The organism is Synechococcus sp. PCC 6716 (genome assembly GCF_022570815.1).
In the GTDB taxonomy this organism is placed as follows: domain Bacteria; phylum Cyanobacteriota; class Cyanobacteriia; order Thermosynechococcales; family Thermosynechococcaceae; genus Thermosynechococcus; species Thermosynechococcus lividus.
This window is the reverse complement of record NZ_JAKLTU010000003.1, coordinates 22,331-45,746: the sequence shown is the minus strand read 5'-3', so window position 1 is coordinate 45,746 and position 23,416 is coordinate 22,331. Positions and strand designations below refer to the sequence as shown.

At 54.3% G+C, this 23,416-nt stretch carries 14 protein-coding genes and 1 pseudogene; 5 read left to right on the top strand and 10 right to left on the bottom strand.

The window, feature by feature from the left end; genetic code table 11:
* Positions 1-27 precede the first annotated feature (27 nt).
* Positions 28-1,731, bottom strand: coding sequence for an ABC1 kinase family protein (locus L5220_RS04070; RefSeq protein WP_099799724.1), 1,704 nt, complete (start codon positions 1,729-1,731; stop codon positions 28-30).
* Positions 1,732-2,070: 339 nt separating this feature from the next.
* On the opposite strand from L5220_RS04070, the gene L5220_RS04065 reads away from it, so the two are divergent.
* From L5220_RS04065 to L5220_RS04050, 4 genes are all read left to right on the top strand, one after another.
* Positions 2,071-2,496 carry a ChuX/HutX family heme-like substrate-binding protein gene (locus L5220_RS04065; protein WP_099799963.1) on the top strand — a complete coding sequence of 142 codons (426 nt, stop codon included), beginning with the start codon at positions 2,071-2,073 and terminating at the stop codon, positions 2,494-2,496.
* Positions 2,493-3,467 carry a thylakoid membrane protein ThyD gene (gene thyD, locus L5220_RS04060; RefSeq protein ID WP_499571784.1) on the top strand — a complete coding sequence of 325 codons (975 nt, stop codon included), beginning with the start codon at positions 2,493-2,495 and terminating at the stop codon, positions 3,465-3,467. Before L5220_RS04065 ends, thyD begins: the two co-directional genes overlap by 4 nt.
* Positions 3,468-3,549: 82 nt before the next feature.
* Positions 3,550-4,923 carry a phosphoglucosamine mutase gene (gene glmM / locus L5220_RS04055; protein WP_499571782.1) on the top strand — a complete coding sequence of 458 codons (1,374 nt, stop codon included), beginning with the start codon at positions 3,550-3,552 and terminating at the stop codon, positions 4,921-4,923.
* Between the two features lie 164 nt (positions 4,924-5,087).
* On the top strand, positions 5,088-6,011 hold the full coding sequence (locus tag L5220_RS04050) for a 4-hydroxybenzoate solanesyltransferase (protein ID WP_448513745.1): 924 nt from the start codon (positions 5,088-5,090) through the stop codon (positions 6,009-6,011).
* Here the strand turns inward: L5220_RS04050 and L5220_RS04045 are convergent.
* The 5 genes from L5220_RS04045 to tnpA all read right to left on the bottom strand — a co-directional run bounded on the left by L5220_RS04045 (position 6,001) and on the right by tnpA (position 11,526).
* The gene (locus L5220_RS04045; RefSeq protein WP_099799726.1) at positions 6,001-6,735 is read right to left on the bottom strand and encodes a 2-phosphosulfolactate phosphatase family protein; all 735 of its coding nucleotides are present in this window, start codon (positions 6,733-6,735) and stop codon (positions 6,001-6,003) included. The two genes, L5220_RS04050 and L5220_RS04045, sit on opposite strands and share 11 nt — an antisense overlap.
* A 19-nt stretch (positions 6,736-6,754) precedes the next feature.
* Positions 6,755-7,441, bottom strand: coding sequence for a photosystem II repair protein Psb32 (gene psb32, locus L5220_RS04040; RefSeq protein ID WP_448513746.1), 687 nt, complete (start codon positions 7,439-7,441; stop codon positions 6,755-6,757).
* Positions 7,442-7,549: 108 nt separating this feature from the next.
* Positions 7,550-8,830, bottom strand: a complete 1,281-nt coding sequence (locus tag L5220_RS04035) for a glutamyl-tRNA reductase (RefSeq protein WP_099799727.1) — start codon at positions 8,828-8,830, stop codon at positions 7,550-7,552.
* A 158-nt stretch (positions 8,831-8,988) separates the two neighbouring features.
* The gene (locus L5220_RS04030) at positions 8,989-10,797 is read right to left on the bottom strand and encodes an ABC transporter ATP-binding protein (RefSeq protein ID WP_499571779.1); all 1,809 of its coding nucleotides are present in this window, start codon (positions 10,795-10,797) and stop codon (positions 8,989-8,991) included.
* A 306-nt stretch (positions 10,798-11,103) separates the two neighbouring features.
* Positions 11,104-11,526 (bottom strand): IS200/IS605 family transposase, encoded by a 423-nt coding sequence (tnpA, locus tag L5220_RS04025; RefSeq protein ID WP_499571777.1) that lies wholly within the window; start codon positions 11,524-11,526, stop codon positions 11,104-11,106.
* 79 nt (positions 11,527-11,605) lie between these two features.
* Between tnpA and L5220_RS04020 the strand changes: the two are divergent.
* Positions 11,606-12,748 (top strand): annotated as a pseudogene (locus L5220_RS04020) (RNA-guided endonuclease InsQ/TnpB family protein).
* A 122-nt stretch (positions 12,749-12,870) separates the two neighbouring features.
* Here L5220_RS04020 and L5220_RS04015 read toward each other — a convergent pair.
* The 4 genes from L5220_RS04015 to L5220_RS04000 all read right to left on the bottom strand — a co-directional run bounded on the left by L5220_RS04015 (position 12,871) and on the right by L5220_RS04000 (position 23,413).
* Positions 12,871-15,543: a DEAD/DEAH box helicase gene (locus tag L5220_RS04015; protein ID WP_499571775.1), complete on the bottom strand. Its 2,673-nt coding sequence runs from the start codon at positions 15,541-15,543 to the stop codon at positions 12,871-12,873.
* Entirely contained in the window at positions 15,540-19,514 is a 3,975-nt protein-coding gene (locus L5220_RS04010) for a hybrid sensor histidine kinase/response regulator (protein ID WP_499571773.1), read from the bottom strand. The genes L5220_RS04015 and L5220_RS04010 overlap by 4 nt, the downstream gene beginning before the upstream one ends.
* Before the next feature lie 17 nt (positions 19,515-19,531).
* Positions 19,532-22,744, bottom strand: a complete 3,213-nt coding sequence (locus L5220_RS04005) for a methyl-accepting chemotaxis protein (protein WP_499571771.1) — start codon at positions 22,742-22,744, stop codon at positions 19,532-19,534.
* A 138-nt stretch (positions 22,745-22,882) separates the two neighbouring features.
* On the bottom strand, positions 22,883-23,413 hold the full coding sequence (locus L5220_RS04000; RefSeq protein ID WP_448527006.1) for a chemotaxis protein CheW: 531 nt from the start codon (positions 23,411-23,413) through the stop codon (positions 22,883-22,885).
* Between the last annotated feature and the right edge of the window lie 3 nt (positions 23,414-23,416).

The window sequence follows — 23,416 nt, the reverse complement described above, 5'->3', positions numbered from 1 at the left end:
CAACCGACAACCGCCCTAGCCCACGCTCTAGCGGGCAACCACTAAGGACTCCTCTTCTTTAGGAAGCGCTTGGGACACTGAAGCTTTGAGGGCTTCCCACGCCACATCAATGAAAAAGAGTGGCCGCAGGTCAGATTTCACCAAGTTCCAGAGCCGTTGCACCTCTTCGGTGTGGAGTCGGTCATCTTCGGTTAACGCTAGCACAATTTGCCGCCGTAAATACTGCCCCTCGTCTGAAAAGAGATACTGTAGGCCAAGGGTGGCTGTAGGTGCAAGGTTAAAATGACCATCTTGACGGGCGATCGTAATCAAGTTTTCAAGCCGCTGCCATTGCAGACGACCGTCTTTGAACAGTACATCCAATAATCGCCGCCGCAGTTGGGGCGATTCACCTTGCAGCAAGCGTCGCGCCACATAGGGATAGCTAACATCCACAATCCGAAACTCAGGGTTTAAGCAAAGGGCAATCCCTTCTTGGGTGACGAGGGAGCGAATAATCAAGGCAAACTTGGCTGGCACCCGAAATGGATAAGCATACATCAACTCTGAAAAGCGATCGGTAATAACCTTAAAGTTAAATTCTTGGACACTCGAGCCAATCACTTCCTCAAACACCGACTCAAGGGCAGGGATGATGGGCGTAATGTCGGTATCTGGGGTCAGGAAGCCTAGCTTGACAAAGTCTGCCGCTAATTGTGGGTAGTCCTTATTAACAAGGTGAACCACCGCATCTACCAAGGATTCTTTGGTGGTGTCTTCTAACTGATCCATCATGCCAAAGTCAATGTAGGCCATACGGCCATCCGCCATGGCAAACAGGTTGCCGGGGTGGGGATCCGCGTGGAAGAAGCCAAATTCCAGTAATTGGCGCAGACCAGAAATCACACCGACACGAATGAGATTGTCTGGATCAACCCCCGCCGCCACCATACAATCGGTACGGGTGAGCTTAATTCCGTGGATCCACTCCAGCGTTAGGACGTGCTGGCTGGTGAACTCCCAATAAATTTGCGGCACTTTTACCGTTGGGTCATCCCGGAAGTTGGCGGCAAATTTTTCAGCATTGCGACCCTCATTTAAGTAGTCGATTTCCTCAAAGAGCTTCCGGCCAAACTCATCGACAATATCGCGCAGATCATGGCAAAGGTTAATGGGCAGTAAGGGCTTCACCCACTGCACTAACAGCCGAATTAAAAACAAGTCGCGGGTAATTACCGGCAACAAGTTGGGTCGCTGTACCTTCACTGCCACCTCTTCGCCGGTGTGCAGTTTGGCACGATACACCTGACCAAGGCTGGCAGCCGCCACTGGCTGGGGTGAAAATTCTGCAAAGATATCCCCTAAGTTCAATCGCAAATCTCGTTCAATAATGGCGATCGCAATTTCGGTGGGGAAAGGAGGCAGCTTATCTTGCAGTAAGGTGAGCTGCTCAAGATAATCGGGACACACCAGATCGGGACGGGTGGACAGGGCTTGGCCTATTTTAATAAATGTTGGCCCCAAACGAATTAAGAGCTTGCGTAGCTGCATGGCTCGCAGTGGGATGTTAACCTCCTGTTGGCCGATCAATTTATCCCATTGCAACAGCAGCCAAAATGTAAAGAAGGATACAAAAATATTACAGAACCGCCCTATCACCTGCCATGGTCGAAACAGGAAGTAGCGGGCAATAGCCTCGGGATCGTAGCGACGATGACCAGCAGATGGAGCAGCGGGAACGAGGGGAGTCACAGTTTTTTCTCACCTTTTACCTGAACCCACGTTACTACAACCATGTTGCCCTGCCATGAGTGCTTTTACGGATACGAAAAGGTACCAACGTAAGCAACCATCGCATTTATGAGGATTTTATTGATCCCCACCGAGTAGGCGCATGATTCTTTAGGGTTTGCTTAAATATACTATACTTATAGTATAGAAAACTACACATTATCCTTGCTAATTTCAGGAATTCTTAACAAAACTTTAATATTGGTGTGCTTGTGAGGCTCCTGTTAACGCAGCAGCTAGTCGAACATCCGCAGTGTCAGAGAGTATGTCAAAGTGAAAGTGTTGGTTTATGAGCAGGTAATGTCCACAGATTTGCAGCATCCCCAACACTCCTTTCAGCAATTTCTCAAAGACTGTAGCCGTTTAGGACTGCTACGCCTTGTTGTTACGAACGATACAGCAGTTCTTGAGGTGCGATCGCCCCTTGAAAAGGTGTTCTACGCTGAGCTACCCAAAGGTCGGTATGCCAATATGCACAGCGATGACTTTGAGTTTCATCTCAATATGGATCAGGTTGCCACCATTCGCTTTGAGGAAGGCCAAGCTAAGCGGGGGAACTTTACCACCTACGCGATTCGCTTTCTTGATGGCAATGACAAATCGGTGCTGAGTGCCTTTTTGCAGTGGGGCAACCCCGGGGAATACGCCAACGGCCAAGTGGAGGCTTGGTACGCCCTGCAAGAGCAGTACGGTCGCCAATGGCATCCCATTGTGGAGGCTGTATGAGAGTTGTTGTCACCGGTGCAACGGGCTTTGTTGGGCGGCAGGTAGTACGGGCACTTGTGGAGCGCGGCGATCAGGTGGTGGCCTTAGTCCGCAGGGTATCCAAGACGTTTGCCACTACCCCGCAGGTTACCGTGGTGCCCTACACCCCTAAAGCCCAGGGAGACTGGTATCAGGCGCTTGAGGGTGCGGATGCAGTGATTCATCTGGCGGGGGAACCCCTAGCCAATGGCCGCTGGACTCCCAGCCGCAAGCAAGAAATTTACGATAGTCGTGTTATTGGTACCCAGCAACTGGTGCAGGCGATCGCCGCAGCTCAGGCGCGTCCTAAAGTCCTGGTTTCCACCTCGGCGGTTGGCTACTATGGCACGAGTGAAACGGAAACCTTTATTGAAACAAACACTGCTGGCACAGATTTCCTCGCCCATGTTTGCCAAGACTGGGAAGCCGCTGCCCGCGCCGTCATTCCCCTTGGCGTACGGCTGGTGATTCTGCGGTTTGGGATTGTCCTAGGAGATCAAGGGGCACTGGCCAAACTTCTCCCGATGTTTAAGCTCTATCTGGGAGGGCCTTTAGGCTCAGGGCAACAGTGGTTTTCATGGATTCATCAGCAGGATTTAGTCCGGCTTATTCTGACCGCCCTCGATCAAGACACCCTGCAGGGAGTGTACAATGCCACTGCTCCGGAACCGCTGACCATGGCGGAATTCTGCCGCGTCTTAGGAGAGGTACTGCAGCGTCCCTCTTGGTTGCCCGTGCCTGCCATTGCTCTGCAACTGTTACTGGGGGAAGCCGCAGAAGTTGTGCTGAAGGGGCAGCGAGTGTTGCCGGAGCGCACCTTAGCCAGTGGATTTGAGTTTGAGTACCCGAGTGCAAAAGCAGCCCTGACAGACCTTCTCAACAATACCGCTGTTCGTTCCTGTGGTGGCACGTTAGTGGATGGGGAGCAGCGGAGGTGGTATAGTCCAGATTAATTAACAAATGTTAAGGCTGCTATCGTGAATAGCCATAGCAGTGTGATAGAAAATGTGACTATCTGTGTGGCGTGAGGACTCCATGATGAGTGTGCAGCAACCGATTCGTTTTGGCACCGACGGTATTCGTGGGCGTGTAGGCCAATTACTCACCCCCAATCTGGCATTGCATTTAGGCTATTGGGTCGGTCAAGTGCTGCGCGAGGGAACAGATTTCCCCCATCCTGCCTTTGTTATTGGTCAAGATTCCCGCAATTCTAGTGATATGCTCGCCACTGCCCTAGCAGCAGGCTTGACCGCAGCCGGCGTTGATGTTTGGAATGTGGGGTTGTGCCCAACCCCCTGCATTGCTTATCTGACGGCCCATACCGAGGCCATCGGCGGAGCAATGATCTCGGCGAGCCATAACCCCCCCGCCGATAATGGCATTAAAATTTTTGGCGGCGATGGTAGCAAATTAGCGCCAGCCCTGCAACAGCAGATTGAAGCTCGCCTCAATGAAGGATCGGTACTGTCACCAACGCACCAGTGGGGTCGCCTGCGCCATCGCCCCGAGCTGTTGCAGCGATATCGCCATGCCCTCCAAGCTCCCCTAGAGGAGCGTCAACCCTTGCGGGGGTTACGGGTGGTGCTGGACTTGGCATGGGGGGCTGCTGTATCGATCGCGCCGACGGTGTTCCATGCCCTAGGGGCTGAAGTGATTCCGCTACACGATCAACCCGATGGCGATCGCATCAATGTGGCGTGTGGCTCAACTCATCTAGAGCCATTGCGCCAAGCAGTGAGTGAAACGAAGGCTGCGATGGGCTTTGCCTTTGATGGGGATGCCGATCGCGTCCTTGCGGTGGACAATGAAGGTCGCACCGTTGATGGTGATCATATCCTTTACTTTTGGGGACAGACCCTACAGGCACAGGCGCAGTTGCCCAAGGATTTAATTGTGGCGACGGTGATGTCTAACCTTGGGTTTGAGCGGGCGTGGCAGGCACGAGGTGGCCAACTGGTGCGGGCCGCTGTTGGGGATCAGTACGTCCATGCCGAAATGGTGCGCCATGGCGCAATGCTGGGGGGTGAACAATCGGGACATATTTTGTGTCGGCACTATGGCGTGGGGGGGGACGGCCTCCTAACCGCCATTCACCTCGCTACATTAGTACAGGATGCAGGCTGCCCCTTAGCCCAACTGCGGAATAACAGTTTTACGGCGTATCCACAGATTTTGCGTAATGTTCGGGTGGAGGATCGGCACCGCCGCCTCCAGTGGCACGAGTGTGAGCCACTGCAACAGATGATTGCTAAAGCACAGCAGGATATGGGCGATCGCGGTCGCGTCTTGGTGCGCGCGTCCGGTACTGAGCCTGTGATTCGGGTAATGGTTGAGGCCGAACAGCAGCCTGTTGCCGACTACTGGACTGAAACCCTTGTTAAAACCGTAGCCCACTATTTGGCAGCATGACATCTATGACATCACAGTGGCGGCTTCTCTACCCCCGACCCCCCTCAGCTAAGAGCTAGCGTACTCTCAGACCAAGCCTTCAGCAACTGCGGATCTGCTACCTCAGTGCCGACTGCGAGAGGATCGCAATGGGCTGTACCATAGGTAGCTAAGGGCAATTGAAGATGACTGAAACCGCTGTGGTGAACTCCCAACTGCCAACAACATCTGGTTCCACGTGGCGGGCGATCGCCCAGTTGCTTCGCTGGCACAAACCCGCAGGCCGCCTTATTTTATTAATTCCAGCCCTGTGGTCGCTGGTGCTGGCCAGTAACGGGCTGCCCTCTGTCACGCTCCTTGGCATTATTATTGTCGGCACAATCACCACCAGTGCCGCAGGCTGTATCATTAATGACATTTGGGATCGCAATATTGATCCCCACGTCCAACGCACCCAGCACCGTCCTTTAGCCAGTCGGCGACTCTCGCTGAGTCTAGCGCTTGGCCTCATGGTGATTGCGTTTGGGTGTGCCTGGGGCTTAACCTTTTATCTCACACCTTTGGGCTATGGGCTGGCGATCGCTGCGGTGCCAGTCATTATCCTTTACCCTTTAGCAAAACGAGTGTTTCCTATTCCCCAACTTGTGCTTGCCTTAGCATGGGGGTTTGCGGTTTTAATTCCATGGGCAGCGGTTCAAGGTCGCTTAACGCTGACAACGGCGTGGCTATGGGGGGCAGTGGTGGTGTGGACGCTGGCCTTTGATACGGTCTATGCCATGCCCGATCGCCCCGACGATCGTCGCTTGGGGGTGCATTCCAGCGCCCTGTTTTTTGGTGCCTATGCCCCGTTGGCGATCGCGCTCCTCTATGGCTGCACCATCCTACTGCTTGTAGGCGTAGGGTACAGCGCTAATTTGAGCTGGCGATTCTGGCTGGCCTTAGGGGTTACCAGTTACTTTTGGCTGCGGCAGTCTCTACAAATTTACAGCCACGAGCGCCGCGACATCCAAACCACAACATTACCGATCCAGACCTATGGTCGCTACTTTAATGAAAATGTCTGGCTAGGGTTTCTGCTGTGGGTGGGAATGTGGTGCCCTAGGCCTTAGTCAATACTTTGGCAGCAATCTGCCACGGCACAATCTCAAGAATATCGGTCTGAGCACAGTACTTAAGATCCGCCTCATTGCCAAGATTGAGGAGGCGCTGGCCATGGCTAGAGTGGTGAAACAGAGTCAGTAGATCCTCTTGATAGTAGCGGTAGAGTGCTGTGGCTGCTATCGTCTCATCATTTCCGGCCAAGGTTTCAAGGGAGACATCCTGTTGCCCCCACAGGCAGTGGACCAGTGCACCAGCGCAGACCGTATCCTCTAGCGAATAGCTCCCCTGCCAACCCGACCCCACGACCCAAATCGTTTCGGGCTGATGTTTATGGACAAATTCAGCCACCGCAGCACGGTTCACTAAGGCCGCCGCCAGCACCAGAGGACTGGCTTGAATTCGCTCTAGAGAACGGGTACCATTCGTTGTACTCATAAACAGCCGCCGCCCCTGCACCCGCTCGGGCACGCACTCGCTCGGCGAGTTGCCCATATCAAAGCCAGCAACTTTCTTGCCACCGCGCTCTCCGACCCGCACCCGTTTTGCCGCCGGCCACTGCTGGCTGGTGCGCTCTAGCTCTTCAAGATCACTAAAGACCTGTACCGCCTCGGCTCCGGCAGCAAGGGCAGCCGCAATGGTGGTAGTGGCACGTAATACATCAACTGCGATCGCGCAGTCGGGCTGCCAATCGGCGGGAACACGCTCCGGCGTGTGGTAGGTATAGATTTTCATAAATAATAACGGCGGTTGGCTACGATGATCCTTGATAGATAAAGTATGTCACCATTGGAATCACTGTAGCGGCAATTAAGAGCATCACGACAATAATTGTGGCAGAGCGGTCATCGGTTTCGCTTTTACTTTTATAGGTCTTTTCCGTAATCACTTCACGAATGACGGGGGGGCCTGGGTCGGGTTCTCCTTGGAGCACCTTACTGAGGCGATCGCCCGCATCTAAGACTGATTGATTGTAGTTGCCATCGCGCAGCGGTACCCGCATGGTTTCTTGGACGATGCTGTCGGCAGTTTCTGGGCTGAGGGTTTGGGCAACGGCATCGCCGTAACGAATAGCCGTACCATTGGTCACCGTATCAAGGGCAACAATCACTTGGTTGGCTTGGGCAGCCGCATCGGGAAACCATTCGGTAAACAACGTATCCACAAAGGTTTGCGGTGTTTCCCCATAGTCCAGTCGATGCACCGTGACAAAGTGAACATTAAAGCCAGTCTTCTTGGCAACCTCTTGCAGAAGCCGACCGAGGCTGCTTTGGGTAATGGGGCTGAGCACATTCCCTTCGTCAATCACTCCGCTGTCGCCAGCGGGGAAAGGAATCTCTGCGGCACTGGTGGCCCACACCGGCATCGCCATGAGGGCGATCGCAATCACACCCAGCCCCACACAGCCAACAAAGCGTTTCCAAACCACTTGCCAATTCATTCTTAGCTCATCCTAAGAGTCTCAATGCAATTTTCCCAGATTTTGCTTGAGTAAATGAGTTAACTCTCAACAAATCTTAAAAATTCGCTGCATAGGCCACACGGGCAGTTAGGCTTCCACAGGCTCCAAATTAAACAGCGCCTGGAGGGTCTGCATGGCTCGCTGGCGACTTTCTAAATCTTGCTGGGATTGCAATTGTACCGTGGGGTCGTGGAGGATTTTGTTAATAATGGTTCGGGTCATCGCCTCAATCACCCCTTGGTGCTTATCGGCAAACTCACTGCCGAGGCGCGAGAGGGCTTTGTCGAGTTCTTGGGTGCGAATTAGCTCCATTTTTTCCCGCAGGCAACGAATGGTTGGGATGGTTTCCAGAGCGTGCCACCATGCGAGGAAGGTGTCTAATTCCTTTTCGAGAATGGCTTCAGCTTCTTGCGCCAGTTGGCGGCGGGCTTCTTGGTTTTGAGCCACCACCGCTTCTAGATCGTCCACATTGTAGAGCTGCACGGCTGCTAGTTCCGTAACGTTGGCGTGAACATTTCGGGGCACGGAAATATCAATGATAGATAGGGGGCGATCGCCCGTGAGCACTGCGCCTAGGTTATCCCGATCCAAGAGGGGCTGCGTTGCGGCGGTGCCGGTAAAAATTAAATCCATCGCGGCCACAATCGGCAGCAAATCAGTCATGGTAAAAAGTTCAAATCGCACATCCGGAAACTGCTGTGCGAGGTCTTGGGCGCGCTCCACAGAGCGGTTAATAATACGTAGCTCCTTGACTCCGCGGGCAATCAGGTGTTGTACCACCAAACGCGACATTTTACCCGCACCCACAATTGCAATGCGGCAGTGTTGCAGGTTGGGGATTCGCAAATCCGCTAGCTCCACTGCTGCGGAACTAATGGAGACTGCCCCGGTACCAATACTGGTTTCAGTACGCACCCGCTTCCCCGCAGCGATCGCCGTAGTGAACAGACGATTCAGAATTGACCCAATGGCTTTATACTGCTGCCCCAACTGGTGGCACCGCTTGACTTGGGAGAGAATTTGGCCTTCGCCAATCACGAGGCTATCTAACCCCGAAGCGACTCGCATCAGGTGCATCACAGCATCTTGGTGCAGCAAAATAAACAGGAATGGCCGCAACTGCCGCAAGGGAATATGGCTCCATTCACTGAGGAATTGGTGTACCTCCCGTACCCCAGCTTCCGTGTCGCTGGCCACAATGTAGATTTCCAGACGATTGCAGGTACTCAGAATCGTTGCTTCTTGGATATGGGCATAGCCACAGAGGTGCTGTAGTGCTCGCTCCCGCACATCCTCTGGCACGCTGAGTTTTTCGCGAACCTCTACGGGGGCGGTTTTATGGCTTAATCCAATGACAGCAATATTCATAACAGCGTGTTCTCGTGGTTTTTAGCGGCAACTCCATAGATTGTTGTATCAAGATTCTTGAACCCCCTTCACGCTTGTTTGCAAGTCTTTACTTTTTGGTGTGCTGGTTTTGCGAGTATCTGAAGGAGCTTGGGCTACAAGGCTGCCACCCTTTGCCCCTAGGCCGATGCCTCGGTCATGTCCGATAAGGCCTGTAGGCGGTAAAGATTGGCATAGACCCCATTGCGTTCCAAGAGTTCAGTGTGGGTGCCCTGCTCCACCAGTTTGCCGCGCTTGAGCACCAAAATGCGATCCACATAGCGAATAGTGGCGAGGCGGTGGGCAATGATAATGGCTGTGCGATTCACCAAAAGGCGGTTCAAGGCTGCCTGAATCATGACCTCAGTACCCACATCAAGATTGGCTGTGGCTTCGTCCAGTACCAGAATTTGTGGATTGCGGATGGCAACCCGCGCAAAGGCGAGAAGTTGCCGTTGCCCTGCCGATAGATTTGTACCGCGTTGCCGTAGAAGGGTGTCGTAACCTGCGGGCAATTGCTCAATAAACTCAGCAATGTTCATCTCCCTTGCGACCCGCTGAATCTCCTCGAGGGTGTAGGCATCACCAAGGGCAATGTTGCTTTTCACATCCCCGGAAAACAAAAAGCTATCCTGCAAAATTACGCCAATGTGGTGCCGCAGTTCCGCTTGGGTGAACTCGCGAACATTACGACCATCCACAAAAACATCGCCGCGACTGGGTTCGTAAAGACGGCAGAGTAAGCGAATAATGGAGCTTTTACCAGCCCCTGTGGGGCCAACGATAGCTACCTTCTCACCGGCCGCAATCTGAAAGGATACCTGTTGGAGGATATAGTCATCGTCTTTGTAGGCCAGCCAAACATCACGAAACTCGACGGCTCCTCGCTCAGGGCTGTGTGGCGCGATCTGTACAACGGCGGGATCGGGGTCTTGGATATCAATTGGCTCTGTCAGCAGATCGGTGATGCGCTCAATGGCCGTTAGCCCCGCCTGCAGGGTAGTAAATTTCTCAGCCAGTTGCCGGAGTGGATCAAACACGCGCTGCGAAAAGAGAATAAATGTGGCTAGGGTACCAAAGTCAATCGTGCGCTGCTCTACTAAGGCACCCCCTAACCACAGCACCCCAGCGATCGCCACAAAGGCAATCCACTCTAGGGTGGCCGAAACCGCTGAATCGTAAAAAATCGTGCGATCCACTTCAGCAACGTAGCGTTGATTACGCCGCCGGAATAAGTCACTATTAAAGGCCTCGCGCCGAAACAACTGCACTACGCTAATGCCAATAATATTTTCCTGTAGGTTGGCATTCAGGAGCGATAACTCCTCGCGGGATTTGTAATTGGCCACCCGATAGCGATTCTGAAAATAAATAATGAGCGCCGTAATGGGCAACACCAGTGCTAGCAACAGGGTAGCTAGGGTGCGATCAATAAAAAACATGGTGAGGATCACCACCACCATGGAGAAGACATCGCTGATCACCCCCACCGCACCCGTGGCAAACACATCGCCGAGGGCATCTACATCACTGGTCAAGCGGGTAATCAGCTTACCCACTGGTGTGCGATCAAAGAAGCGAGAGGACAACCGCAATACATGGTTAAACAAGTCGTGGCGAATATCTGCGGTAATCTGCTGACCAATTTTCTGAATCCAATACCCTTGGGCCGCCTGCATCGTAAACCGCAATAACACGGTGATCAGCAGCGCCATACTCAGAACATCAATGCCTTGGGTCAGCGACAGGGGCTTGAGAAAAGCGTAGGTGCTCTCCTCCCCCTTAAGGAAGGCGATCGCCTGCCCAATGATAATGGGCTGTAGGGCGGCGGCAGCGGCCAAGGGCACTAGCAGTAAACCACTGCCTAAGAGCGCCCAACGGTAAGGCCGTAGGTAGGGGATCAATTGCTGTAACAATTGCCAGTCAGTGGCGCGGGATGCAGATACCATGCTGTTTAAGAACGAGACTGTACTCTACCAACAACGCCAAAGCACGGCCTGGCGATACAACTTGGTTAAATGCTCGGAGAACTTTTTTTGCAAATACAATAGCTCTATGATACCCCTGCCGCATAAAATAACCGAAAACCAGACTACGCCGTAGGCTCAACTGGGAAACCTGCCCATGGAGCAAAGGGCGAGTCTCGCTGGATAGTGATTTATAGAAAATGGAGGGCACGGGAACCAGATAAACCCCCTTCCTTCAGGTCGGGGATACAGAATGGTTCCCGCGCCGCTGCAAAGCGGCAGAGTTGATCAACCCTGGCACTCCTCGATATAGCGCTTAACGGTTTGAGCCGACACATTGCCACAGGTTCCCCAATAAAACGACCTGGCCCAAAGCGGATCTTTTTGGTAGAGCTGCTTCAGCCAGGGAAACTCCATCCTAAGATGCCGTGAACTGTAGCCTTTCAGGATGTTCACGACTTGAGACGCTGACATTCTAGGCGGGAATGATGCAAAAACGTGAACGTGGTCTATCAGGGTGCGGTCAATCTCGATGGCCTTAATCTCAATGTCATTGTTCGCCGCCGCCTCTCGGATATACCGCTTCGTGGCCTCAATGATCGCCTCATCTCGAAAGATTTTGCGCCGCTTAAAGGGTATCCAGACAAAGTGGTGCCCTGATTGATACTTGGCGTGGCGCGTTGACTTGACCTGTATACCATCTTGCCTCATAGCGGTTAAACCCTTGCCCTGCATATTGCCGGTAACTGCACACCTATAGTATAGTTTTTAGGACGGATGCACTACAGTCATGCTGATTAACAAAGCCTACAAATTTCGCATCTACCCGAATCAGGAACAGGAGCAATGCTTTGCTCACCACTTTGGCTGTGTGCGGTTTGTCTACAACCGGATGTTGGCGCTGTTCAAGGAAACGCGCCAGTTCAATAAGAATCAGTACAAGGTGATGCTGCCCGACTTGAAGCGGCAATTTGCGTGGCTGAAATACCCGAATTCACAGTCACTCCAAAGCGCCGTAGATAATCTGGCCTCGGCTATTGCTCGATGGGGCAAAGGGCTTGGCGGGTTTCCGGTGTTCAAAAAGAAGCACCTTAAAAACAGCTTTGAGGTGCCCCAGAACTGGTTTGTAGACGAAGCGGGAAAGCTCCACATTCCGAAACTGGCCAGCGGCATCAAGGTGGTGTGGCATAGGCCCGTGGGGCAGCACGACAAACAGTGCTATCCCTATAAGGTCAACTATATCGTGATTTCGCGCAGTCCGTCTGGGAAGTACTGGGTCTCGTTCTCCTGTGTGGTGAACGTCCCCGACCCGGTGATTGACCCCGCCCTAGACAGGGTGGGGGTTGATAGCGGCCTGAAGGACTTAGTAGTTGGCGTCAACCAGAAAGGGTTCGTCAAGTACTAGGTCACGGCACCCCGCTACTTTCGCAAGGCGGAGGCACGGATTTTGCGGTTACAACAGGTTTTGGCGGCTAAGCAAAAGGGGAGTAACAACTGGCGGAAGGTAAAGAAAACGCTGGCCATCGCCTATGAGCGGGTGGCCTTTAAGCGGGCTGACCTAGCCCACAAAATCAGTTACCAACTCACCCAGGAAAACCAACTGGTGGGGCTGGAAACGCTGAATATTCAAGGCATATTGAGGAATCACTGCCTGGCCAAGTCTGTTTCGGATGCTGCTATCCGAGCGCTGCACGTTTACACCACCTATAAGGGCAAGTGGTACGGAGCTGCCGTTCAATTCATTGAGCGCTGGTTCCCGTCCACCAAGCTTTGCTGGGATTGCGGGTCACTGAACGACAATTTGACGCTCAGTGACCGAGAGTGGACGTGCCCATCGTGCGGAAGGCAGCATGTTCGCGATGTGACCGCTGCATGGAATATCCTGCAAGAGGCGGTTCGTCTTTTACCGGGGAACCCGGAATTAAGCCCCTAACCGGGGTAGAAGCCTCGCCCTTCTAGGGCGGGGTTCAGTTCACCGATCTCGCCCCTCGTCAGCCAAGCAAGCCAGCGTCTCTTCAGGATTTCTAGGCCTGCCCTTTAGGAATGAGGCGGGATTCAGGTCAGGGTGGCAGCCTCTAATTCAACGCCTTCTAGCAGATCATTCACGGGGAAGCGATCCAGCAGGTAACGAGCCTGTTGGGCGCTTTGGCGAAGCTGTGGGCTAGTGTGAGGGGCGTGGGGAATCTGGGAGAGAAAATCTAAGGTTCGCCGCAGTAGGCGGACAATATCGCCTGCGTCAAGGTTGGTTTGGGCACAGAGTTCGTTCCAAGGCGTTCCCAGTGCCCAGTGTTCCACCAAGCCAATTAAGTCCCACTCGTACCAGAGGGGGAAGATAATGTGTCGCCGCCGCTGAATTTGAAACAGCCGCCGTCGTATGGGGCTAAGGGCGGCTAAGCGCTCCTCCACCTCGCTAGCGATGGGATAATTACACCAACTATCAGAACGTGGTGTTTCTGTGACTAGGGCGGCTACGGCTGCCGCAAGAAGATGGGGGGGCAAATCCTCCAGTTCACCGGAGGCTAAGGCAAGGGCTAGCCAGAGTTCGTTTTCCCCCCGTAGGGCAGCAGCCATTTCGCCGAGGGGGGTGGGGGTTAATTCGTTGAGACCGCCAAAGTCTTGCAAGGCGCCCACTAGGGCGAGGAACTGATCCCAATGGCGTTGGGCTTGCAAATTGAGTTTTTGCTGGCGATCGCTCAGTTCTGTCAGGAGGCGTTCTTCGCGACGCACCAGACGTAACAGGCTGTTTACATTCTGGGGAAAACTGGCTTGCAGTTGATGCAGTTTGGCCTGTAAATCTGCGATTTTGGCCGCTTGGGCAGCCACCTGGGGTGCAGGCAGCACGGGGGGCAACTCGGGAACAGTCGTTAGCCACTGTTCGGTGTTAGGGGCTGGGCAGCTATGGCCGAGGCGCAGCGTTAAGGTTTCTGGCAATGGCGGCAGGGCGGACAAGGGGGGGCGATCGGGGTAGATCCCTAAAATATGCTCAACGGCAACCACATAAAAGCGACCATCGGCGGCAAGGCATACCCAGTGCGGCAACTGACCAGACCCCGCCACTTGATGGCATAGCACGGCGGGTAGGGGGGGCTGCTCCGCTACGGTGGGTTTGAGGTGCACCCAAGTGCCTAAGGGAACGGCCATCAGCAGGGGCAGCAGTTCGTAGCTGCGTTCCTGCTCTGCCTGCTGCTGAAAAATTTTTAGGAGGCGCTGGTCTTGGTGGAGCCGCTCCCGTAGTTTTTGATAGGTGGCCAGTTGGCCGCGATCGATGGTTACAAGTCGCTGCTGAATGGTCTTTAGTTCGGCCTCTAGGGTGGCGATCGCCTGCCGCTGCGGCGTGAGGTGCAACGTCGCTAGGTACTGGCCAAAACTGCGCTCCACCAGTTCTTTGGCTTCTGCAAGGGTATGGCGCTGGAGTAGGTTCAAGACCATCCCATAGCTAGGGGTAAACTGGCTAATCAGCGGATCCGGGGCGGCAGTGGCCAAAAATGCGGCTTCGTTGGCTCCTTCAAAGGGGGTTTGCAAGGTCACCACGTGGCCAATGGTATCCATCCCACGCCGTCCGGCTCGTCCAGCCATCTGCAAAAATTCCGAGGCCGTTAGGAGGCGATGGCCACTGTCGGTCCGCTTCGATAGGGTGGAAATGATGGTGGTGCGTGCTGGCATGTTGATCCCCGCCGCTAGGGTTTCTGTGGCAAAGACCAATTTAATCAGTCCCTCCTGAAAGAGAGTTTCCACAAAGGTTTTCACTACGGGCAGTACGCCTGCATGGTGTGCGGCAATACCTTGGTACAGCGGTGCAATGATTTCAGGGGTTACAATTTCTTGGTGCTGCACCAAAAACTGATCGACTCGTGCTGCCAAGGTTGCCTTTTCTGACTCGGTGAGCAAATTCATCCCTTGGACGTCTTGCACGGCTTGATCGCAGCCCCGGCGACTGAAAATAAAGTAAATGGCTGGCAGCATGTCGCGCTGTTGCAGTTGGCTGACGACATAGCGGATACTCAGGAACTCTCGCTTGCCCCCGCGCCGCCGCGTCTCGCTGTGACCGTGCAGCTTGGGGTTCAGGCGCTTGCGCTGACCATCGAGAAGCGGTACCAACCCCTTGCCATTGCAAAAGTAAAAGTGCAGCGGAATCGGTCGCCAGTCAGAGTAGATCAGCTCCGCCTCGCCATGCACTGTTTTAATCCAGTCAGTGAGTTGGGCACCGTTGGCAATGGTGGCGGAGAGGGCGACGAGTTGAATTTCTGGCGGGCAGTAAATGATGGATTCCTCCCAAACGGTGCCCCGCTGGCGATCGTTCATGTAGTGACACTCATCCAGCACGACCACTTCTACCCCCGCAAGGGACGTACCTACTTCACCAATGGAGGTGCCGTAGAGCATGTTGCGGAAAATTTCCGTGGTCATCACCAAAATAGGCGCATCGCGATTAATGGAGACATCGCCCGTGAGCAACCCCACCTGCTCGCTGCCAAACTGCTGCTGAAAGTCCCGTAACTTTTGGTTAGAGAGGGCTTTGAGGGGGGTGGTGTAAAACACCCGCTGCTGTCGGCTCAGGGCACGGTGAATCGCGTACTCCCCAATGAGGGTTTTACCCGAACCTGTGGGGGCACACACCACCACCGATCGCCCCGCCTCTAGGGCAGCGATGGCCGCTTCCTGAAAGGCATCCAAGGAAAACGGCAGTTGGGCAAGGAAGTCGGCTAGGGCTGGCGATCGCTCGCTCATGGGGTTGGGGTTGGCTCCTGCACAAGAACTTCACCTTGCAGTAACCGCGCTGCGGCATCCAGCAACTGCTCTTCAAGGTAGGGCTTGGTGAAATAGCCCTTGGCTCCCAGTTGCGCTGCCATCTTGCGGTGACGATCCGCCCCCCGGGAGGTGAGCATGGCAATGGGCAGTTGACTAAGCTTGGGATCTTTTTGAATCCGCGACAATAGCTCTAGGCCGTCCATCCGCGGCATCTCAATGTCACAGAAGACCAGATCGCAGGGCAGACCGGAGCGCAGTTTTTCCCACGCATCTTGGCCATCACGAGCTTGCTCCACCCGATAGCCCGCACGGGTAAAGGTCATGGATAGCAGTTCCCGTACCGTAATGGAGTCGTCAATAATCAACACCAAGGGTTCAGCGGCCACTTCGGTTGGCTCTAGGACGCCAATGGTGCGATCGTGACCAAAGGAACTGCGCCATTCACGATCCATGCGCTCTAAGGATAGGTCAATAATTTCCAGAATGTCGGCGATCGCCATCGCGCGGCCATCCCCCTGTACGGTCACCCCAGCAATGCCAACGGGTTTGGGCACAGGCCCCGACAACTGCTTGATCACAATTTCCTGTTCCCCAATCACCTGATCGACTTTGATCGCCACCAGATCATCACCGCTGCGGAGCACCACCACAGAGACCATGCCATCATCTTGGTTGCTGCCGCCATAGACGTTACTGCGGCTAATGTTTCGGCTGTAGGTGAGTAAATCACTCAGGTTGCGCAGGGGAAGTTGGCGATCGTGCCACGGCAACACCTGCTTGCCCTCCTCAAGGGTGTGGATGCGCTCCTGGGGAATATCCAGCATATCCTCGACCCCATCGATCGGAAAGGCAATGCGGCAGTGGTTGTCAATGCAGCAGAGCGCCTTGGTAATACTTAGGGTCAGGGGCAAGCGAATGGTAAAGGTCGTGCCCTTGCCCACCGTTGAATCGGTATTAATGGTGCCGCGAATATCCTCTAGGTTTTTGCGCACCACGTCCATGCCGACCCCTCGACCTGCAAGGGAGTCGGCTTGGTCTTGGGTACTAAATCCTGACCGGAATAAAAAGGCATAGACCTCTTGCCGAGATAAATTGGGGGCATCCGCAGGGTTGAGCAACCCTTTCTCAATAGCTTTCTGTTTAACCCGAGCCGGATCAATGCCGCTGCCATCATCGCTAACGGAAATAATGGCCTGACTGCCTTGGTAAAAGGCACGGACACGAATCAGTCCTTTTTCTGGTTTACCCAATTGTTTGCGAACCTCTGGCAGCTCAATGCCGTGATAGATGGCATTGTTAATAAGGTGGGTCATCGGGTCAAAAAGTTTTTCAAGAATCCCCTTATCAATGAGGGTGTCTTCGCCTTCCACCTTCAGTTCCACCTGTTTGCCAATGGTGCTAGCGACGCGCCGCACGGCCGCGGGCAAGCGGGAAGACATTTCACGGAAGGGCACCATTCGCGAGTGACTTAGCCCTTCTTGGACTTGGGTGGTCACTTGGCGAAACTGCCGTGCCACTTGCTCCACTTCGTCCACAACGTACTGGATATCGTCTGCGGCCTCCCGTACCCGCACAATCCGCTCAATGACTTCTTGAGATAGGGTGTGGAAGCCAGTAAAGCGATCCATTTCTAGGGCATCAAACTCAACCCCGGTCGCGTGGGCGCGATCCTTTTGGCCATGACCATTCGTCACTCGCGCTGTTGTAATGCCCAACAGAGAACTTTCAAGGAGCGATCGCTCGTAGAGGTCCTGCATCTGTTGGCTGACATCCCCTAACTGCTGCACCTGATAGAGCAAGTTATCTAAAAATTGCCGGAGTCGCTCTTGGCTATCTTCGAGGCTGTTACGATTGACCACCAACTCCCCAACCAAGTTACTTAAGCTATCGAGATGGCGCACGGGAACTCGCATGGTTTGCTCCACAAGGCTGCCCCCCTTGGCTGCTTCCCGTCGTCGTGGGGCGGTAGGTTTGGTCGGCGTACCGATAATACCTTCTAACTCTGCAAAGTCACTATCGGTGGCTGGACTGGCAGAACTCGGCGCCACCTCTGGAGCGCTAGGAGCACCGAGCATCTGTTCGAGATCCTCAAACACAGGGGCAGCAGCAGTAGCAGCAGATTCATCAACAAGTAACTGTTCCGGATCAGCAACAGCACTTGCCTCATGCGGTGTGGTCTGAAGGCTCTCGTTAATTAAGTTTTCTAAGTCTTCAAGGGCATCTAGGGAGTGACTGGTATCCGCCTCTGGCTGCTCTGACGTATCTGGCGTATCTGGAATTAAGGCTTCAGGGGGATTTACGGGTGCAGTGGTATCTGTTGGAATCTCTGGGGCAGCAGGTGTCTCAGCCTCTAACCATAGATCCTCAAGGGGGGGAGAGGCGACAAATTCCGCCAACACATCTGCCGCCGTATTTTCAACCACAAGGTTATCGAGGGCATCCGTCAGGCCCGGAACATCTCCTAAAAAGGCAGCGACATCAGAGAATGTATCGGCAGACAGGGGCTCACTCTCTGGCAATTCGAGATCGGCGAGAGGCGCCTCGGTACGCACCCCTTCATCCGCTGCCAGAGCATCGGCAATGGCAGCATCCGCTGGATAACTCACTGCGGTGTCACTGAACCCCTCTAAGAAAGAAGCGATATCGACTTCCTCGTGTTCCTCGCTAGGGGAGTCGGCGATCGCCGATGCAGTCTCATCCAGCAGCAGGGCATCAATGTCATCGGTGATAGTATCAGCCGGTTTGTCGTCCAAGAAGTTATCAATATCCGTCAGGAGTTGATCAATGCTCAGGTCTTCAGTACTGGCCTCAGCGGAGTCACCAGTCACCGTCAAGAAGTCGGAAATGTCTTCATCAATAAATTCATCACTCTTTAGACCCGCCAGTTGTTCATCTAGGATATCATCGCCCCATTGTTCCCCCAAATCCCCAGCTAGGCTAAAGATGTCACTCAGTTCTTCGAGATCGGTCTGGCTATCGTCACCAAATACGGTGACCCCATCAGGCACATCGGTGATGAGATTAGCCTCCTCGACGGCGATCGCCTCGGCCACTGGTGCAACCTCCTCAACAGCAGCCTGCTCTAAGGGCGCAGAGAGATCCTGAATCGGCTCTAGCTCTGCCGCAGGCACAGGAGCGGGCTGAAGATCCAACAAGGCCTGACTAGCAGCAATGACACAACCTTGGCCGCTCAGCACCCGATCCCGCGCCGCCATAATCTCTTTGATCACCACTGGGGCAAGGACAGTGAGCGGTTGGCTATCATTACTAACAACCTGTTGGGCGATCGCCAACAGATCCACCCACTTCGGCAGCGCAAAGGTTTCCCCTAACTGACCCAAATTGGAACATGCCTCCACCAACTGCTGGCGAACCGCCGGTGAATCTGGCTGCTTAAAGAGTTGCAGCATCGCCCGCAGGCGTTCAGGCACATCCGTCTGAAAGACAAAAGTATAGCTAGGATCAACAGGGGGGGGCGGCGGCGTCTCTACAACGCCAGCAGCCACCGGTTCTGCTGGGGTAGCACCACCTTGAGTTAAGGCATTCAGGTGATCGTGAAGTTGCTTAAAAACAGGTTCAACTCTTGACAGGGTTGCGGTTGCCGTTTCCTCAGTCAAACCAAAGGGGCCTTGGAGTTCATCCAGAAGTTCCCGTAGCGCATCCACTCCCTGCAAAAACAGGTTTTCCAGCGTGCTATCTACGGTAATAGGATGCTCCCGCAGTACCTTGAAGTAGTCTTCTAGCTTGTGGGCGGTGTGCTGAATACTGTGCAGCCCCAGCATTGCTGCACCACCCTTGACAGAGTGGGCAGCCCGAAACATTTCACTCATCGCTTCGGGATCGTTTACCACCTGTTGCAGATTCATCAAGCTTTCTTCAATGGTGGTCAGGTGTTCCTGAGCCTCTTCAATGAAATAGCCGAGAATGCGCTTTTGTTGATCGCTTTGCATAGCCCCTCCCGGATTGCTTAGGCTTGGTCTTCAGTATTTTCAACGCGGAACCGTTCCACAGATGTTTGCAGGTTACGAGCCACGATCACCAGTCCCTGTAATGAGTCTGACACGCGCTGCGCTTCCTGGGAGGTAGCTTGGGCGGTCAACTCAATCGACTGCATCACCTGAGCCATGGAGCGGGCAGACTCCGTTTGCTCAACCGTAGAATTAGTAATCGAGCGCACCAGCGCATCAATCTGTGACGACACTTGGATAATGTCCTCAAGAGAGTGTTTGGCTTGCTCTGCCCGCTTCGTCCCCTCAATCACCTGTTGCGTTCCCTCTTCCATAGCGGTCATCACCGCGCCGGTTTCACTTTGAATTTGCAGCACGATCTGTTCGATCTCCTTCGAGGCCTTAGCGGCACGATCTGCCAGTTGTCGCACCTCATCGGCCACCACCGCAAAGCCACGACCCGATTCACCCGCTCGCGCTGCCTCAATACTAGCGTTCAGTGCCAAGAGGTTTGTCCGGTTGGCAATGGAGGAAATCACACCGACAATCTTGGCAATTTCTTGGGAAGACTCGGCTAAGCGTTTGACCTTGCGAGTTGTTTCCGCCACCGTTTCCCGAATTTGCAAAATCCCCGCCACGGTACGCTCCACCGCTTCACCGCCGCGCAGAGCCGTTTCAGAGGCATTACGAGCCACGGCATTGGCTTCTTGGGCGCTTTCGGCAACCCGCTGAATTGCGTTGGTCATCATCTGCACAGAGTTGAGGGTCACTGCCAACTCCTCTGCTTGCCGCAGGGCATCTGCTGAGAGGCTACGGGCAAACGTTTCGCTTTCTGCCGCACCGCGACTCACCTGCTGCGCCGCCACTTTCACCTGTTGCACAATGGTGCGCAGGTTGTGGATGGTCAGGTTAAAGGAGTCTGCGACCGCCCCCAACACATCGGCGGTCACCTCCGCTTGTACCGTCAAGTCGCCACGGGCAGCACCCTCCACATCGTCTAGGAGCCGAATCACTTGCCGTTGCAGATCATCCCGCTGACGTTCGTTCTCTTCAGCCTTTTTCTGGGCATCTGACGTGATTTGCCGAATGCTCTCGGTCATTTGGTTGAAGCTCTGAGCTAAAACCCCTAGCTCGTCATGGCCAGTGACGGGAACCTGTGCAGTCATGTCCCCAGCAATCACGGCATTACACTGGGCCTGTAGGTCGGTACAGAAGCGTTTGACCCGACTGACACTCCGCTGCCCTAAGGCGTAGGCCGCTAAGCCTGCGGTTAAGCCAGCGGCGGTGCCTCCCACGAAGGGAACCGGAACTGGGGCACTAAAGCCTAATCCCACGGCACCTGCAGCCAAGGCTGATAATACCCCTGTAGCTACCGCAGAGGTGAGGTTCTGCTGCGTGAAGGATCCCCCAGCGGTTGTCGCAGGCGAAGGGGAGGTGACCGCTGCGGCTGGCACGGATCGCGGTGTAGCCACAGAACGGCTGGGCGGAGGTGCAGTTTGCTGCGCAAAGGTTGAAAGGTCATGGGCACTGTCGTGGCTGCTGCCTTGGCTGGTGGGGGCGGCTGGCTGGTTCGGCTCAAGGCTAAACTCAGCCAAATCCGCTAAGTTGTCTTGGCTGAGGTCAAATTCCTCGGGTAAAACAGCAAAGGTTTCGGTGCCCAAGTCGGTTTGTGGCTCAGGGCTACTGCCGGCAGAATGCATCTGGAGTTTAGGGTTGGCGATCGTCATTTCATCGTCAAAGCCTAACTCGGGGGTGGCAGCGTTATCAGCACCAAAGTCGTCAAGGTCAAAATCCCCAAGGTCAAAATCGGGAATGACCTCTAAGGAGTCGTCCGCAGTGGGCGCTACGCCAGTGAAGGTGTTGGGATCAAAGCTGCTCTGCTGGGAAATGGCAATGGTTTCGTCTCCCATCGCCCCTTCTTCGGAGGGGATGGGCGGCATACTCGCCATAGCAATGGTTTCATCCTCCTCTAACTCAGCCAGTGCGGCTCCTTCTTCTGCCCCAACGGGAAAGAGGGGATCGGCAGACTCAGCCGTTGGCAACTGCGCCATGGCAATGGTTTGATCGTCGCTAGTGTCAAACAGGGCAGGATCAAAGTCTGTGGTGGGAAGCGGCTCAGCCACCATATCCGCCAAACCAGAATCAATAAAGCCACCAAAGAGGTCATCCTCCTCGTCACTAGGACTGCTGGGAGGGGTAGCCGCAGGCTCTGGAAGTAGATCAACCTCAGGCTCACTGCTCAACAACTCGCTAATGGCGGCGGCAGAGGTTTCCTCTTCTAGGGGTGCGGGAGCAGCCAATTCCTCGGCAAAACTGGGGAAGAGGGCATCATCTGCTGCGGCGGGTGCAGAGATGTCAGGAGATGGTGATGGCTGGGCGAACGGGTCGCTCAACAGGGGAGTATCCGCAGTTGCAGCGAAATCAAATAACGGATCACTCGCTTCAGCAGCCGGTTCGTTTGCCGCAGGCGCATCGCTGCCAAAGGGGGAGTTACCCATCAGCATTGTCACGTCATCGTCGTCAACGGCTGCGGCTCCCATCGCTTGAACTGACTCCCCCATGGGAATTTCCGGAATATTTTCCCCAAGGCCAAAGTCATCGAGGGTGGCACTAGGTTGTGGCTCTGTTAGCGGTGGTAATCCAAAGGGATCGTCTGTACTGTTGAGGGTGGAATCTTCATCAAAGGGATTAAAGGACGGCATTTCAGCCGTCATTGGGTACTCGCTCTCAATGCCAGAAATATCTAGATCATCGAAGGGACTACTATCCCCCGCGCCGAAATCATTAAAGCTCTCTAGGCTCATCTCTTCAAGGCGGATGTTCTCAGCAGCAGGGGCATCAGCGGTTGCGCCCTGAACAGTTGTGTGCTCGCCTTGGAGTATGGTGTGATCCCCTTGGAAGGTTGTCGCGGAGGAATCCTCGCTCCGGTCATGGCCACTATTGGTAGGCTCAACGGTAATAAACTCTTGAATTTTGGCAATACTCTCGTTGGCAAGGGTAATTAGATCGGGATCACTGGTGTGGCTAAGAACTGCTTGGTACTGGGCATGGGCTTCTTTGTACTGTTGTTGGCAGCAGTAAATATGTCCCCGCAGCAGCCGCAAATTGGGGTCGTCCGGTCGGGTGCCCACCAAATCGTCGGTAATCCTTGCGGCTTCGTCGTAGTGACCTTGGACGTAAGCGGCAACGGCTTTTTGATACTCTTGGGTGTGATGGGTGCTGCTGGATGCCATGGGCGTACTCCCAAAATGGACGGTAAGGGGGGAACTGGCGGAATAAGTTATGCTAGATATTTACAAAGTATGCGCCAAACCTCGGCAAAGGTGATATTGAGGTGTTAATTTTCCTGAACTGACTCCTTACTAGGGGGTCTAAATGCCCCAGCGGGCACTGCGCAGGATGGCGAGGGGGTCAAGCAGTTTTAAGACCTGTGGCTGCTCGCCGTCTAGGAGCCACTCCCCACGAATAAAAGGTGCCATTTTATCACTCAGGTTGGTGGCGGGCTTGATCTGATCGCTGTTGAGCCATTCCATGCCTTTGATCTGATGCACGGCCAAGCCCACCATGAGTTCGTCCTCTTCAATGGCAATGATGGACAACTCTGGACGATCGGTATTGAGGGGGGTCTCGTCTCCTAGGAATTGGCCAGTGTCGGCAACCCAGATGACCTGTCCACGGAGGTTGAGAATGCCCAGCAGCAATGGCGATGTGTTGGGAACTGGTGTGATGCGATCAGGGCTGACGGCCACCACCTCCCGCACGCCAACAGCTGACAACGCTAAGGCATCTCCTGAAGCAATGGTGAAGAGAATATGCAAGTCCCCTTCTGGAGTTTTCAGGGCATCCATGTTGCCGCTTTCAAGGGAAATATTCTCTGCCATCAGGTCTGAACTACTAAACATGGC

What these genes read in the sequence shown, in the direction of transcription:
- L5220_RS04065 (WP_099799963.1), top strand. Translation starts at nt 2,071, where the DNA reads ATGTCCACAGATTTGCAGCATCCCCAACACTCCTTTCAGCAATTTCTC.
- thyD (WP_499571784.1), top strand. Translation starts at nt 2,493, where the DNA reads ATGAGAGTTGTTGTCACCGGTGCAACGGGCTTTGTTGGGCGGCAGGTA.
- glmM (WP_499571782.1), top strand. Translation starts at nt 3,550, where the DNA reads ATGATGAGTGTGCAGCAACCGATTCGTTTTGGCACCGACGGTATTCGT.
- L5220_RS04050 (WP_448513745.1), top strand. Translation starts at nt 5,088, where the DNA reads ATGACTGAAACCGCTGTGGTGAACTCCCAACTGCCAACAACATCTGGT.
- L5220_RS04045 (WP_099799726.1), bottom strand. Translation starts at nt 6,735, where the DNA reads ATGAAAATCTATACCTACCACACGCCGGAGCGTGTTCCCGCCGATTGG.
- psb32 (WP_448513746.1), bottom strand. Translation starts at nt 7,441, where the DNA reads ATGAATTGGCAAGTGGTTTGGAAACGCTTTGTTGGCTGTGTGGGGCTG.
- L5220_RS04035 (WP_099799727.1), bottom strand. Translation starts at nt 8,830, where the DNA reads ATGAATATTGCTGTCATTGGATTAAGCCATAAAACCGCCCCCGTAGAG.
- L5220_RS04030 (WP_499571779.1), bottom strand. Translation starts at nt 10,797, where the DNA reads ATGGTATCTGCATCCCGCGCCACTGACTGGCAATTGTTACAGCAATTG.
- tnpA (WP_499571777.1), bottom strand. Translation starts at nt 11,526, where the DNA reads ATGAGGCAAGATGGTATACAGGTCAAGTCAACGCGCCACGCCAAGTAT.
- L5220_RS04015 (WP_499571775.1), bottom strand. Translation starts at nt 15,543, where the DNA reads ATGAGCGAGCGATCGCCAGCCCTAGCCGACTTCCTTGCCCAACTGCCG.
- L5220_RS04010 (WP_499571773.1), bottom strand. Translation starts at nt 19,514, where the DNA reads ATGCAAAGCGATCAACAAAAGCGCATTCTCGGCTATTTCATTGAAGAG.
- L5220_RS04005 (WP_499571771.1), bottom strand. Translation starts at nt 22,744, where the DNA reads ATGGCATCCAGCAGCACCCATCACACCCAAGAGTATCAAAAAGCCGTT.
- L5220_RS04000 (WP_448527006.1), bottom strand. Translation starts at nt 23,413, where the DNA reads ATGTTTAGTAGTTCAGACCTGATGGCAGAGAATATTTCCCTTGAAAGC.